Origin of the sequence: Enterococcus sp. AZ091 (assembly GCF_051714805.1) — a bacterium.
GTDB classification, from domain to species: domain Bacteria; phylum Bacillota; class Bacilli; order Lactobacillales; family Enterococcaceae; genus Enterococcus_D; species Enterococcus_D gallinarum.
The window spans coordinates 675,110-689,360 of sequence record NZ_JBIOSO010000002.1 but is presented as its reverse complement, the minus strand read 5'-3'; the positions used below and the strand labels follow the sequence as shown (position 1 = coordinate 689,360).

General features: G+C 35.9%; 14 protein-coding genes. All 14 read right to left on the bottom strand.

Annotation, left to right across the window (positions count from 1 at the left end):
- Window positions 1-6: 6 nt before the first annotated feature.
- The 14 genes from IGJ28_RS15650 to wecB all read right to left on the bottom strand — a co-directional run bounded on the left by IGJ28_RS15650 (window position 7) and on the right by wecB (window position 14,250).
- Entirely contained in the window at window positions 7-807 is an 801-nt protein-coding gene (locus tag IGJ28_RS15650; RefSeq protein ID WP_438845478.1) for an acyltransferase domain-containing protein, read from the bottom strand.
- Window positions 808-1,290: 483 nt separating this feature from the next.
- Window positions 1,291-2,466 carry a UxaA family hydrolase gene (locus IGJ28_RS15645; RefSeq protein WP_252711454.1) on the bottom strand — a complete coding sequence of 392 codons (1,176 nt, stop codon included), beginning with the start codon at window positions 2,464-2,466 and terminating at the stop codon, window positions 1,291-1,293.
- Complete coding sequence (locus IGJ28_RS15640; RefSeq protein ID WP_029486635.1) at window positions 2,466-2,765, bottom strand: UxaA family hydrolase; 300 nt, start codon at window positions 2,763-2,765, stop codon at window positions 2,466-2,468. Before IGJ28_RS15640 ends, IGJ28_RS15645 begins: the two co-directional genes overlap by 1 nt.
- A complete protein-coding gene (locus IGJ28_RS15635; protein WP_252711455.1) occupies window positions 2,758-3,159 on the bottom strand; it encodes a PTS sugar transporter subunit IIA in 402 nt (133 codons plus the stop codon). Before IGJ28_RS15635 ends, IGJ28_RS15640 begins: the two co-directional genes overlap by 8 nt.
- On the bottom strand, window positions 3,156-4,145 hold the full coding sequence (locus IGJ28_RS15630) for a D-isomer specific 2-hydroxyacid dehydrogenase family protein (protein WP_252711456.1): 990 nt from the start codon (window positions 4,143-4,145) through the stop codon (window positions 3,156-3,158). Before IGJ28_RS15630 ends, IGJ28_RS15635 begins: the two co-directional genes overlap by 4 nt.
- A gap of 11 nt (window positions 4,146-4,156) precedes the next feature.
- Window positions 4,157-4,627: a PTS sugar transporter subunit IIB gene (locus IGJ28_RS15625; RefSeq protein ID WP_005470998.1), complete on the bottom strand. Its 471-nt coding sequence runs from the start codon at window positions 4,625-4,627 to the stop codon at window positions 4,157-4,159.
- 21 nt (window positions 4,628-4,648) lie between these two features.
- Complete coding sequence (locus tag IGJ28_RS15620; RefSeq protein WP_005470996.1) at window positions 4,649-5,506, bottom strand: PTS system mannose/fructose/sorbose family transporter subunit IID; 858 nt, start codon at window positions 5,504-5,506, stop codon at window positions 4,649-4,651.
- Window positions 5,507-6,436 carry a PTS sugar transporter subunit IIC gene (locus tag IGJ28_RS15615; RefSeq protein ID WP_208787512.1) on the bottom strand — a complete coding sequence of 310 codons (930 nt, stop codon included), beginning with the start codon at window positions 6,434-6,436 and terminating at the stop codon, window positions 5,507-5,509.
- A 461-nt stretch (window positions 6,437-6,897) separates the two neighbouring features.
- A complete protein-coding gene (locus tag IGJ28_RS15610; RefSeq protein ID WP_005470993.1) occupies window positions 6,898-8,064 on the bottom strand; it encodes a nucleotide sugar dehydrogenase in 1,167 nt (388 codons plus the stop codon).
- Entirely contained in the window at window positions 8,061-9,458 is a 1,398-nt protein-coding gene (locus IGJ28_RS15605; RefSeq protein WP_005470991.1) for a lipopolysaccharide biosynthesis protein, read from the bottom strand. Before IGJ28_RS15605 ends, IGJ28_RS15610 begins: the two co-directional genes overlap by 4 nt.
- Complete coding sequence (locus tag IGJ28_RS15600) at window positions 9,442-10,644, bottom strand: glycosyltransferase family 4 protein (RefSeq protein ID WP_208787511.1); 1,203 nt, start codon at window positions 10,642-10,644, stop codon at window positions 9,442-9,444. Before IGJ28_RS15600 ends, IGJ28_RS15605 begins: the two co-directional genes overlap by 17 nt.
- Window positions 10,589-11,833, bottom strand: coding sequence for an O-antigen ligase family protein (locus tag IGJ28_RS15595; RefSeq protein ID WP_438845477.1), 1,245 nt, complete (start codon window positions 11,831-11,833; stop codon window positions 10,589-10,591). The genes IGJ28_RS15600 and IGJ28_RS15595 overlap by 56 nt, the downstream gene beginning before the upstream one ends.
- Before the next feature lie 66 nt (window positions 11,834-11,899).
- Complete coding sequence (locus IGJ28_RS15590; protein ID WP_208787510.1) at window positions 11,900-13,123, bottom strand: glycosyltransferase family protein; 1,224 nt, start codon at window positions 13,121-13,123, stop codon at window positions 11,900-11,902.
- Window positions 13,123-14,250, bottom strand: a complete 1,128-nt coding sequence (wecB, locus tag IGJ28_RS15585) for a non-hydrolyzing UDP-N-acetylglucosamine 2-epimerase (RefSeq protein ID WP_005470980.1) — start codon at window positions 14,248-14,250, stop codon at window positions 13,123-13,125. Before wecB ends, IGJ28_RS15590 begins: the two co-directional genes overlap by 1 nt.
- Window position 14,251 lies beyond the last annotated feature (1 nt).

Below are 14,251 nucleotides of genomic sequence, written 5' to 3'. Positions count from 1 at the left end.
TCCCTGCTAACAGCCATGCCTTCGCTGATTTTTGTAAGGTGGTGTTTTCGGATACTTGCTGACATCGTTAGAAATAGTATTGAAGAGCCAGAGTACGCCGTCATTTTTTTCTGGTTCTGTCAACAGCAGTTCGTAGTCATTTCCAAACAAAACGAGGTTGGAAGTTGCTGGCAGCCATTCTTTCAACTTGGGCGAAAGCAGCCAAGTATCCGTCACAATTGGTGCTGAAGCGTATGCAGGAAAGTAGGTTTCAAAAAACATTCTGGCTGACTGATAATTTTCTTGGACTTGCTCATGAACCAGTTTTGCATCTGAAGGGATGTGAAGAGAAAGATAGGCTTGACCTTCAAGTTGTGGTGCTTTGCTCTTATGATCAGCGGCGATCATTTCAAATTCTAGCTGATCGATCCTAAATTCTAATCCGCACAAATACCGCCATGTCCAAAATCCACGATCAAACACATCCTGATTACCGGCTTGTTTCGTTTCTTTTAAGAATCGAGTAAATGCCCTCATCGTAGCCAAATAAATCTCATGAGGAATTTGCAGCGGTTGATAAATATGTTTCCAGCTGATGGTCGCTGCATACAAATGGATCGCCAATTCCTTCATCGACTCCTCTTTGTACAGTTGGGATAACCACTTGGCTTCTGCTGAAGCTGTTACTGGATCGAGCAATTTATGTACACTAGTAATCATCTCTTGTTCTTGCAGCTCCTCTATGGCTGCGTTCACTTTCTCTTGGACTAAAACGGGGATTTCAATTAAATCCATCAATTGCTGTAATGGCTCACTGTTAGCTAACATGCTATTCCTCCTATTATCAACTTGGAATCTTTCTTTTTGATCAATGACATCAATGCTTGTTTGTAACCGCTTCATCCAATTATAAAAAGTTTAGGGCTTAAATGATACTAAAATATACCGGTTTATACTAAAATCCTAACCCATTTATTGCTTCAAAGAAGATAGACTCATTTGGGTCGTCTCTCTAGACAATTTTTTCACGAAGAATCCGTTCTCTATCCGAAAAGGCACTCTCACACGTTTCTTCAAGAATCTATTCGTAAGAGAGCGCCCTCTATAGGATAGCTGAAACAGCTAACCTATAGAGGGCGCTACATCGTTTTTCGATAACAGTTCTTTCTTGAATGTACTTTCTTGATATTTCTTTTTTATTGCAGTAATGACGATTGTTAAAAGTGACAGTTTTTCAAAAGTACGATCGGCTTAATAGCAACTGCCAAATCACCTAGATAGGATGTTTAGCAGTATTTAGTTGGGGCTGTTTTATAAATCACAGCCCCAGACTTCATTGTTGCGATAAATCGCTAGCTCCTGAAAGCCTAATTTCTCCGCTGCAGTTCGTTTTCCATTTGCCACTGCGATCATCTCAGAAAGGATTCTTTCGCCACCTTCCTTGATGGACATTTCGCCGGTAATGATTGCAGATAACTCAAGATCCATATGTTCGGTCATTCGTTGATACGTCTCATGATTACCGGTAATCTTGATCATTGGTACGATGGGATTTCCAATGGGCGTGCCTCTCCCCGTTGTAAAGACACAGATCTGGGCGCCGCCAGCCACCATCCCCGTTACAGATTCAATATCATATCCTGGAGTGTCCATGATGATCAACCCTTTTTCAGTGGCGATCTCTCCATATTTGACGACTTGATTGATCGTGGCGTGTCCTGCTTTCATGATTGCGCCTAACGATTTTTCTTCAAGTGTCGTCAAACCACCTTTTTGATTACCAGGTGAAGGATTTGCTCCTCGAATATCTACTTGGAGACGTTCAAATTGTTTTTCGAGACCGCCAATGATAGTCTGAATATCCCGTTTGACTTGTTGGTTTTTGGCACGACGGATCAAGATATGCTCTGTACCGATCAATTCTGTCGTTTCTCCTAGGATCGATCGACCGCCTGCAGCTACCAAAAGTTCTGTCGCAACTCCCAAAGCAGGATTGACGGATAACCCACTGGTTGCATCACTGCCGCCACAATTGGTCGCTAAAGTAAGAGCAGATAGTTCAACGGGTTCCCTCACAATCCGGGCAGCCGCGCCTACCAGTCTTTCTAATAAAGGAACGACTGTCGCGATTGTTTTTGTTGTCCCGCCTTCTTCCTGGATGCTAAAAGAGTAGACCGGTTTGTCTGATACCTTCTGAACCCGAGCCACCATTTCGTGAGGCTGAATCGTCTCACAGCCTAACCCGACAAAGACTGCCCCATAGACATTGGGATTTAAGACAAATCCCCTCAACGTTCGTTTGGTGATTTCTACTGCATCTCCAATTTGACCACAGCCTTTTCCAGCTGGGATAAAGACCGTGCCGGCAATTCGTTCAGCCAGACGGCGTGCAGTTTCATTGGCACAGCCCACTGTCGCAATGACTAAAATTTTGTTGCGGATTCCATATTGCCCATCGGATCGTTTATAACCCATTATTGGTTTCATTAGACTCTGATGCTCCTCACATTATGTGTATGCACATGTTCACCTTTGGTAATCGCTGCTGTAGCAATCCCTATCACTTCGCCATATTTGATAATCTCTTCGCCAGATTCAATATCTTTTACAGAAAATTTATGGTAGCTGTCAATAGACTGGACAATCAGGAATTCATTTAAGGTCGCTTGATTAACAATCTTCACGGATGATTCCGCCGGCGTTGGTTGCAAAACCATGGCAACATTGTCCTCGGGACGCATCATTAATGCCGTATACATAGACTGCCTCACTTTCTCTTCACTCATATTTGTCTTGAAAGACAATCGTGTCGATCGCTGCCTGACGCAAATGTGCGACTAATTGTGACAAAGACATCTGTTCACGTTGCATGATTGCTTCAATCACTAACGGCAGATTGAACCCGGCAACGATCTGATAATGGTTAGGGTCAAAAAATTGTGAATTATAATAAGCACAGTTGTAAGGCGTTGCTCCAAACATATCGACAAATACCAAGACCCCATGCCCCCTATCCAGCTTGCGACTTTGATCTAAAATTTTTTGACGGAAACTGTCGACCTCTTCATTTTCAGCAAGTGTGTCGAACACCATCTGCTGTGTCTCACCAATGATCATTTGTAACGAATGAACGATCCCTTGGCTGAGTTCGCCATGAGAAATAATTTGCATACCAATCATACCGACCAACTCCTTTCATTCACCAGACCAAAGGGTTCTAAGTGCGCAAAAAAGCGCTCAATATTCGTCACTACATGATCTCCCATTCCGGCTAAACTTTCAGAAGTATACGCACCGATATGAGGGGTCAATGTGACATTTTCAAAAGCCAGTAATGGATGCGTAGGATCTAACGGTTCCTGACAAAAGACATCGGCAGCATAACCGGAAATTTCTTTTCTAGCCAACGCACGGATCAAAGCTGCTTCATCCACCAATTCCCCACGTGCAGTATTGATCAGCAAGACATGCTGCTTCATTTGATCAAAAGCTGCATCAGAAAGCATCCGCTGGTTTTCATCTGAAAGATTGCAGTGAAGTGTGATGACATCCGCTTCTGACAATAATTCCGGCAAAGATACTTTTTTTCCTTTTGCTTTGTGAATATCTTCAGCAGACTTATAAGGATCATAGACTAGCACTTCAGCACCAAAGCCTTCATGCAGAATCTGGCCAACCTTGGAGCCGATATTGCCATAGCCAATCACACCGACCGTTGCGTGCTTGAGTTCAAAACTATTGCAACTCGACCGCAAGTGCCACTCATCATTTTTGATCAGCCGCTGCCCTTTATTGATCTTACGAAGTTCGTTCATTAACAAAGCAATCGCATGTTCTGCTACCGCTTGCCGTTCGATTGGTCCTAAAACTTTGGTCACCAGTACCTGATTTTCGGTTGCAGCACTAAGGTCTACATTATCGACCCCTAGACCATGACGGCAAAGCAATCCTAGATTTGGTGTATTCTGAAAAAACGTACGATCGAAAGTTGGCGTGACACTAGCGATAATGCACTGATAGTCGCTGAGTGCCTCAGCCAGTTGTGCCCCTTTAATCGTTGGTTCAAACAGATGAAAGTCCACTTCACCAAATGCTTGCAGTCGTTGGATATGTTCCGGAAAAAACTTACCAAAACTTTTTGAATTGACTACTGCAATTTTTTTCATCGACATCCCCCCTAAATCGATTTCTTCGCTGCTTCAGGAACCGTTTGCGCATAAATCTTGATGTCCTTTTCAGCTGATAATTGACGCAATTGTTCCAACTCTGTCTCGGTTAGGGCAACATTTTTGATGAAGAACTCGGCCGCTTGTCTTTTTGGCGTGCCGCCTAGATTCAAACAAGGTAACGGTAACCCCAACTCCAAACACTTGATCGCTGTTGCTACCGTTTTGAACAAAGCAAATACTTTATCTGCACCGAACTGATTGGCTTCCCAAGCTGCCAGCGCTTCCGCTATGCTGTATACCTTCACTTGAAAACCGTAACGTTTTCCTGAAGCCATATAAATATCCATCGAAAAATCATCGGAACGCACCGCGTCATCGATAATATAAATCGTATTCGCACCCGAAGACTTGGCCCACTTTGTCACGATCTGACCATGAATCAAGCGACTATCTACTCGAGCAAAAGTAATTTTCCCCATTTGTGACACCCTCTTTCTGATTTATAAAATTCCGATCGCTGCCAGCAATCCAACGATAACAGTCAGCAATAACATCCCTTTTAGTACATTCAGACCCTTCTTTTCAAAGTAGAAGTACAAGCCCATGACTAGTGAAAGTGGTAAGATGCCTGGCAAGATAGAGTCCAGAATACTCTGTAAAGCAAATTCTCTTTCTGACAGGACAAAAGATAATGAAGATTGAATCGTCACAAACCGTGCCGCCGTCACTCCCATCATGAACATACCAAGAATCGTCAACGCTTTCATGATTAAATTGGCTCTTGTTCCGGCAATCAGTTCTCGAGCCGCTTGCCTCCCTAACCGATAACTAAAGTGGACAAATGCACGACCATAGAGATACGTCACAACAGAAAAGACGATCCAAGGAATAACCGCACCGAACCACAAACCATCTGCAGCCCAAGGCAGTGCAATCGCAATCAATAGATACTGCAACGTGCCATTATTAATGGAATCCCCGATCCCTGCCATTGGCCCCATCAATCCGACTTTCGTTGCTTCGATCAATTCTGTTGAAACGGTCTGTTCAGAACCTGTTTCTGCCAACTCTTTGGCCCGCTGTTCTTCCAGAGATGCAGTAATCCCAGAAATGGTACTGCCGCCCCAGATCGCATCAGTGTTCCAAAAGGTCAAGTGCCGATTGTAGGCATCCCGCAAGTCTTCAGGATCTTTATAGATTTTTTTGAGCAGAGGCGTCAATGCATACATCAACGCTGGTGCGACTTGTCGCTCATAGGTGCGAGGGATCTCGTTCATCCAGTACCAGCGATTCCAAATCTGGTTCAGTTCCTTTTTAGTCAGTCCATTGTTTTCAGTCGAAGTATTCTCTGCATCCATCTAGGCTGCCTCCTTTGCATTGATCATAATCATGGTGTAAATGCCTGCAGTCACGATACCCAAGACAGCCCAAGTAACCATGGTGATTCCTAAATCTTTCAAAATAATCGTTAAGAAGAATGCCAAAAAGAAAAAGAACATATCGGTCTTTTGACCAATGATCCGAATCAAAATCGCGATCCCAACAGCTGCTAACGCACTGGCGACAACATCTAGTATATGAAAGACAACCGTGCCTTCCAATTGTGTCACAACATTAGCTATCGAATCTGCCCCGAAATATAAAGCGATAAACAATACCGGCACATGAGTCAGCATCGTCAATAGGGTTGGCAACAGACCGATTGCAAAAGTAAATTTCTTGTCCTCCAGATTATTGACCACCCGATCAATGTATTTGGTCACAAAAGAATTCACGATAATTTTTAATGTATATAAATAACTTCCTAGAATTCCGACGGGAATCGCGATTGCTACTGCCGCTGTCGGCTCTAGATTACCCAAGATAGCGACTGCTGTAGCCACAGTTCCCGAGACAGCCGGTTCTGTTGCCATCTGGCCACCTGGCGCAATCTGACCCATAGAAATCAATTGGATAGCTGCACCAACCGTTACCCCTTGGGCAACATCTCCCAGAACGACACCGACAAATAAACTCGTCATAAGCGGACTAAACCGCAAATTCAAGCCTGCATACCCGAAGAAGCGGGCTTGAATTAACGCCACCCAAATTGAGATGATCAACGCCTGGATCACTGACATATTTTTTCCTCCGTTTCTAATTCTATCAATACCAACAGTGAAAAATGAAAGGCGAATAGAAACCAAATCTTGCTTTTTACCTAGGATGAAAGCATTTCTTGATCCGCCAACAAAAGCAGCTTCCAATAACGAAACAGCGTCCCATTCCCATGAAAACCCCTCGATCAAGAAACAGCAAAAAAGGCATCAGACCAGCGTGTCCAATGCCTTTGACATAGCGAAATAAACCTCAGGAAAAACGTGAAAATTTCAAAAAATTGCACAAAGCGACTAGTAATCGCTATCAACTTTCGGTAAAATAAACACGTTGGTTCCTTCGGGAAACAACTATGGCAACTTGATTGGTCAGCTGTGTAAACGTTGTGACTGATCAGGGCTTTCTACAGGTGCGCCAACACCCGTAGAAAGTGCCTTTTTTATTTGGTTTCTATTCCATTTCATCATATAGAAAGCGTTACCTTTTGGCAAGAGGGAACATACGTTTTCGTGGAGTTTTTTGAGGGGATTTTTTCGGGAAAGAAAAAGAAGATACGGAGTATCTTCTTTTGGGGATGTATTTTCTTAATAGAAAGGAGAAAATTATTTTTTAATCAAAAGTAAGTATTTTTAAAGAAAAAGCTTGTTTCAATCTAATTATCACCAAAGATATCTCTCGTATAAACTTTTTCCTCTACATCTTTAAGTATCTCTTCAAAACGATTGCTGACAATGATATCAGAAACACTTTTGAACTCATCAAAATCTTTGATCACCCTAGAATGAAAGAAATGATCCGCATCAAGAGTCGGTTCATAGACAACCACTTCGATTCCTTTAGCCTTGATCCGTTTCATAATTCCTTGAATCGATGAATACCTGAAATTATCAGAGTTCGCTTTCATCGTCAGTCTATATATACCAACCACATTTGGTTTTTTTGCAAGAATTTGTTCCGCAATAAAATCTTTACGAGTCGTATTGGCTTCAACAATAGCCCCAATTATATTACTTGGCACATCTTCATAATTTGCACGAAGCTGCTTCGTATCTTTTGGTAGACAATAGCCTCCATAACCGAATGAAGGATTATTATAATGGGAACCAATTCTTGGATCTAATCCTACACCTTCAATAATTTGTCGGCTATCTAATCCCCTAGATTCCGCATAAGTATCTAACTCATTAAAGTAAGCCACACGTAAAGCCAAGTAAGTATTTGAAAATAATTTAATCGCTTCTGCTTCCGTTGAATGGGTTAAAAGAACCGTTACATCTTCGTCTAATGCATTTTCTTTAAACATATTAGCCACTTCTTGTCCTCGATCAGATACTTCGCCAACGACAATTCTCGAAGGATGTAAGTTGTCGTATAACGCTTTGCCTTCTCTTAAAAATTCGGGCGAGAAAATAATGTTCTCCGTATTAAATTTAGCTTTAACATCTAATGTGTATCCAACTGGTACAGTTGACTTGATAATAAACGTTGCGTCTGGACGAATTGCTAACGCTTTTTCAATGACATCTTCAACAGTGGATGTATTGAAATAATTTTTCTTTTCATCATAGTCTGTTGGCGTTGCGATGATCAAATAATCTCCAAAAGTAACGGCATCTTCAAAATCTTTTGTGAATTCAACATTTAAGTCATCCCGTTTTAAGAACTCATGTACTTCTTTATCTTCTAACGGAGAAATTCCTTGATTCAACAACTCGATTTTTTCTCCTACAATATCATAAGCTTTTACTTGTTCATTTTGGGACAACAATAGTGCATTTGCTAGGCCTACGTAGCCAAGACCAAAAACTGATACTTTCATATTTTCCCTTTCTTCTTAAGAATAGAGAACAAATCCCTATTAATATATATTTCTAATAAAACAAAAATAAATTGGACTAAATTCAATGTGTTTTCCTTTTCTAAAATATATAGAAAAATCATCTGAAAGAAAATTAAGATAAAATTTTTTGACAGTAAATTCCAATTTATTTTTAACTTGATTAAATTATGTGAATCCCTTATTCTTAAAATCCACATTATAAAAAAACCAACTACACTCGAAACACCCGCTCCAAAAGCTCCTAAAAAAGGGATGAGTGTTATACTCATCAATATATTCACAACGCCAGCTATCATAGACGTTTTGAATATACCTTTAGTTTTTTTTGAGGTATTATATATTATCGCAAAAAAATTAGCAAAGCTTGATAAAACTGCTGCCAATATGAGCGGTGGAGTAAAAACCCACGCCGAGAAGAAATCATTTGAGATAAAAATTTTCATTACTGGTATTAGTAGTCCTAGAAGTACTGATGCAACCAAAAAAAGTAACGAAGAAAAATAATTAAATACTGTATTGTATATTTCATCATCATCATTACGTTCATACATATCAATTGCAAAAAGTTGCCACGCTTGAAAAAATATAGTTGTAACTAGAGTCACTAAACTTGGTAATTTGTTGGCTACGGCAAATAAGCCATTAGTCTCAGCATTCCAAAAATATAAAATCGAATATCTACTTACCCCATTCATAATCCACCACATTAAAGCATTTGGTATTAAAGGAATACTATACATCAGCATCTCTTTTGCCAATGATAAATCGACAACTTTTACATCTATAAAACTTGTTATTTTAGAAAAAGATAATAGAAATATGATTGAACAAATATTTGTAATAATCAATGCATAAAAATATCCTGAAATTCCTAAATGAAAAATCATCAAAAAGACTATATTTAAAAGTCCCATTACAAATGTATAAATAATTCCATTAATAGCATATAACTTAGTATCACCTAAAGATCTAACAATTTGTGCAAATAAAGTTTGTATTGATTGAAATGAGACTAAAAATAATGAATAAAACACAAAATTTTTCTCTATAAAATTACCTAAAAAGAATCCTATTATAAATACCACTATTATTCCCAAAAAACTAATATTCAAAGATGTTGATACAATTCTTTTTTTACTTAATGATTTATCAAACAGAAATCTTAATGCACCTTCGTAAATACTAAATGACATTATGGGAAGGATAATATTTGTGGTGGTAATTATTATATCTATTGTCCCATATTCAGAAGTACTTAAATATCTTACATACAACGGCACTAAAATTAATGATAAAATCTTACTTCCAAAGTTGCCAATTGCAAAAATTATAGAATCCTTATATAGCTTCTTATACTTACTTATTTTTTTCACCTTCTATATTCTCTATCAATGCTATTAGTTCGGAAGATAAAGTTTCATATTCGTGTTTATTATTAGAATTTATTAAGTTATTTTCTAAGATTTTATTTAATTTATCTTTAGGCATCATTAGTACTTTTTCTATAACCGCTGCCAAATCTCTAGGATCATTTTTTTTAAAAGTAAACCCGGTCACATTATTTTTTATAAATTCTTCTGTATTTTTAAAATTAGAAATTATTATTGGTATTTTAGAAAACCCAGCTTCATAAACTGGTCTAGCTTGATGAGGCAAGGTCGATGGGAAAACTATAATACTAGCTTCTTTAAAATATTCTTCTGGAGAAGATGTAATATTCCTGAAAATTATTTCATTTTCTAATTTATTTTGTTTGATTATCTTATTAACATCTCGCTCAACATTCTTAATGAATAATCTTTTAATTTTCTCTAATTTATTCTGGGATTTTTTTGCTTCTTTATTTCCGACAAATATTAGTTTGATATCAAATTTACTTTCTTTGAGATACTTAAGAGATTTCACTAAAACTTTTGCGCCCTTCAACTTTGAAAATCCACCTAAGAAAAGAATATATTTTTTTTCTCCTTTACTATATATTAATTTTGATTCAAAAAATTTTTTTGAGTCAACCCTATCATATATTACAACTTTTTTTTCCTTAGGATAATTTTCGAAACTCGAACAATCATACTTTGAAATAAATACTACTCGATCAAAATATTTTCTTAAATAATGCTTTATAAGCTTAGTTCCTAAAAAGTAGTTTGGTAAGAAAGTTTCTCTATGAAAGCATATTGTTTTTTTCTGTTTTTTTTTTAAAACTGGTCCCAACCAAGACAATGTCATTGAATTTATTGCTACTACATCACCTTCAAAGTTGTCAATCAATTCTTCAAATAATGGCTTCGCTTTTTTTCTGTTTAAGTATAGCTTACATGCTTTTCTAGAAAAGAAGAACCTACCTCCACCACTATAAAAGTCAAGTATGTAAGAAGAATAAGGTATGCTTATTACATTAACACCCATACTTTCTAACAAATTTATCATATTATTTGGTTCCACAGGACACAAAACAGTTACATCATAACTTTCTTTCAGAGACTTTACAATGTCAATCAAGCTAACTCCGGCCCCACCTATACCTCCAAAATGGTGTATCAACATAATTTTTTTCATGATTTCCTCCAGTATAATTTAACTGATCTTTTTGACTAAGCATCTCATATATCCCGTAAAATGTTAGAATCGATAAAAATAAATTATTGGATATATTCTCACCAACAAATAAAACTTGTAAGGCAATAAATACTACAAGTGAAATGATTTTGTTATTTGAGAATAGTCTCGTAGTCTTGTATAAACAAAATAACCAAAGTATTCCAAAAAATAGCCCGAAAGTAGAAAATTGTATTAGAGTTGTATTGGTATTATGTTCAGAGTATATTCCATAGTATTGTGCTGTTAATTGAGGAAATATCTCTGTCAATTTCGAAATTCCAACACCAAAAAAAGGAGAGTTCAGAAATATAAGAAAATTTATTGTTAGCGATGCATATCTTGCTACTGTGTCTGTTTCATTGTTAAATTTATTAAAAACAGATTTATATTGATTCTCTGAAAAAATCAACTCGGTATGATAAATCAGATAGTAACCAATAGCTAACCCCAAAATAAGAAAAATTAATTTTTTAACTAGTTGATTTCTATTTTGAACTTTCGAAGTAAATACCATGAAGTATATAAAAATTAATACTATAAATCCAGTAGTGGATTTTGTTGTGATAAGTGTTAATAAAAATATTATTTGATTTAAAATTGAACTATTTTTTTTATAAAATAGTTCCAACATCAAAGAAAAAACAATAAATATAACAAATACTCCAGGCTCTCTAAAAATCCCATAATTTCGTGGAACACCCCAATTTTCAACAGGAGCAACTGTCAAGAACAAGTTAAAATAAGCATTTCCTGCTGAATTCGTTAGTATTGGAAATTTACTCAGTAAACCTGGGGAGAATAATTCTATTAAGTATACTCCTAGAGAAAAAAGACAAATAAGTTTAAAAATTTTAAGGAATATATGTGTAAAGTAATCAAACCTCACAGAATGTATTAGTAGAACTCCTAAAAAAAGTGACAAGATTCTATATAAATAACCAAACTTAAAATCTAAGTTTACTAAACAAGTTAAAATTATTAATGAAGACATAATAAAAAAAAGTTCAATAATTTTAATATTAAGTTTTATTTTATTAAAGTTACAGTAACTCATCAACAAAATAGCCAACAAGGCGTATATTGGAAACTTCATAAAAATAAACAAATTATTTGAATTAGTCCCAAATAATAATGAATCATCACTCACAAATAAGATAATAAAAATTATTATTGATAGAAACATATCTTTAAATTTGAAAGACATTTTTTTCTCCTAATCTTTAAAAACTGAGTTTAATACTTGTTCTGCTTTTTTTCGTGACAAGTTTTTTGTAGCAAATATCTTCCCTTTACCTCCAAAAGAAATCCGTAGGTCCTCATCGTCAATAAACTGTTGTAAAAAATTTTGAAAATCTTCTTTATTTGAGGCAACTTTAGCTAGTCTGTTTTCCATAAGAAACTCAGCAACAGACAAGTTGGCAGGACCAAAATAGATAATCGGAAGACCAGAAAACAAATATTCTGATATTTTTGTCGAAAGTGAATATTTTGTATAAAGAATAGTATCCTCATCATCAGCCTCAACATGTAGTAATATATCAGTATCTGAATAAGCTTCCGAGATATCGTCGTGTCTCAATTGCGGATGAAAGTGGGTTATCTGACAATCGAATTTATTAATAATATCATCATTAATATTACTATTAGTATAGATATTCAGTCTAATATTGTAGCTATTAAATCTATCCTTAATTACTTTTTCGATTTCCAAAATTTTTTTATATCTATTTAGATGAAGCCCACCAATATAGGAGATATTTATTGAATTTTTTATCTTTTGATAATTTTTCTCGATAGAAAGTTCATCAGATACATTAAATAAGGTGTACATATTTTTTCTCTCAAAATAAACTTCATAATTCACTTTCATTTTTTGTGAAATTACTAATACTTTATGGGCATAATGTGTTATTTTTTTTACTTCCCTTTTCCAAAACCTATTTATAATAGGATTATCTTTGTAAAGAGTTTCTATCCAATTGTCCATATAATGAATTATTAAAGGTTTTTTTATTTTCTTAGATATTAAATAAGAAAGCTTTAAGCTATATAAACTTCCTCCAATAGTATAGATATAGTCTGGATTATATTCGGTTATTTCTCTAAGAAAAGATGAATTTTGAGGTAAGAAAAGAAAGTTTTCTGAGATGAACTTCACTGTATTCTTTATTTTACCTACAAAAGTTGTTTTAGAAAGATTGGCCATTTCGTTTTTAGAAATTCTATTTCTATTTTTTCTTAGATGGCTATCTATCAGGTTAACATTATTAGGTACTTTATAACTAATGAAAATACTATCTTTTTCAATGTTTTTATCCATTCTATAAAAATCTCTAACTTCAAAGCAATCATTATTGAAAAAACTTCTTAAAGTTATTCCTACAGCATCTTCATTATTAATAGAATAATCGTTAATAATCAATATTTTGGTTGGCATTACTTATTTCTCCATACTGTGATATTCACATAATCTGTATATGATAATATAATCCTAAGTACTTTCTCTGATACATTTGGCATTGAGTAGTCTGAAACTTGTCTCAATGTATCTTTTTCTTGTGTTTCCAATACACTAAGTCCTTCCAGTATACGCTCGCTACTTAGACCTACCATCATTACAGATGCTTCTTCCATAGCCTCTGGACGTTCATGGGCTTGTCGAATATTCAAGGCTTTGAAATTAAGAATAGATGATTCTTCACTGATAGTTCCACTGTCACTTAAAACGGCTTTTGCATTCATTTGTAATTTATTGTAATCATTGAATCCCATTGGCTTCATCGTTTGAATCAAAGAATGAAATTGAACTCCTTTTTGTTGAATCATTTTCATCGTACGTGGATGTGTACTGATAATTACTGGATATTGATATTTTTCAGCAATAGTATTTAACGATTCAACTAAATTAGAAAAGTTTTCTTCTGAACTGATATTCTCTTCCCTGTGTGCTGAAACCAAAAAATATTCATCTTGTACTAGAGATAATTCATCTAAAATCATTGAGTTTTCAATATCTTCTTTTCTTGAATTCAATACTTCAAACATTGGGCTACCAGTTTTAATGATACGATCTGCTGGGAGTCCTTCTCTTAGTAAATATTCTCGAGCAATATCACTGTAAGTTAAATTGATATCTGCCGTATGATCAACAATCTTACGATTTGTCTCTTCAGGGACACGCTGATCAAAGCAACGATTTCCTGCTTCCATATGAAAAATAGGAATATGTCTTCTTTTAGCTGCAATAGCACACAAACAACTATTCGTATCCCCAAGCACTAAAAAGGCATCTGGTTTTACTGTATCAAGAATTGGATCAATTTTAATTAAAATATTCCCTACGGTTTCAATAGCAGTACCCGTTGCAGCATTCAAAAAGTAATCTGGCTTTTTCAAATTAAAGTCTTCAAAAAACACTTCATTTAACTCATAATCATAGTTTTGACCTGTATGAACCAATATATGGTCGATAGCTTCAGAATTTTCTAAACGATTGATTACAGCCGATAACCGGATGATCTCTGGACGAGTTCCAACAACTGTCATTACCTTCAATTTCTTCATA

Excerpts from the sequence above, each read along its gene's own strand:
- IGJ28_RS15650 (WP_438845478.1), bottom strand. The coding sequence starts at position 807 with ATGTTAGCTAACAGTGAGCCATTACAGCAATTGATGGATTTAATTGAA.
- IGJ28_RS15645 (WP_252711454.1), bottom strand. The coding sequence starts at position 2,466 with ATGAAACCAATAATGGGTTATAAACGATCCGATGGGCAATATGGAATC.
- IGJ28_RS15640 (WP_029486635.1), bottom strand. The coding sequence starts at position 2,765 with ATGAGTGAAGAGAAAGTGAGGCAGTCTATGTATACGGCATTAATGATG.
- IGJ28_RS15635 (WP_252711455.1), bottom strand. The coding sequence starts at position 3,159 with ATGATTGGTATGCAAATTATTTCTCATGGCGAACTCAGCCAAGGGATC.
- IGJ28_RS15630 (WP_252711456.1), bottom strand. The coding sequence starts at position 4,145 with ATGAAAAAAATTGCAGTAGTCAATTCAAAAAGTTTTGGTAAGTTTTTT.
- IGJ28_RS15625 (WP_005470998.1), bottom strand. The coding sequence starts at position 4,627 with ATGGGGAAAATTACTTTTGCTCGAGTAGATAGTCGCTTGATTCATGGT.
- IGJ28_RS15620 (WP_005470996.1), bottom strand. The coding sequence starts at position 5,506 with ATGGATGCAGAGAATACTTCGACTGAAAACAATGGACTGACTAAAAAG.
- IGJ28_RS15610 (WP_005470993.1), bottom strand. The coding sequence starts at position 8,064 with ATGAAAGTATCAGTTTTTGGTCTTGGCTACGTAGGCCTAGCAAATGCA.
- IGJ28_RS15600 (WP_208787511.1), bottom strand. The coding sequence starts at position 10,644 with ATGAAAAAAATTATGTTGATACACCATTTTGGAGGTATAGGTGGGGCC.
- IGJ28_RS15590 (WP_208787510.1), bottom strand. The coding sequence starts at position 13,123 with ATGCCAACCAAAATATTGATTATTAACGATTATTCTATTAATAATGAA.
- wecB (WP_005470980.1), bottom strand. The coding sequence starts at position 14,250 with ATGAAGAAATTGAAGGTAATGACAGTTGTTGGAACTCGTCCAGAGATC.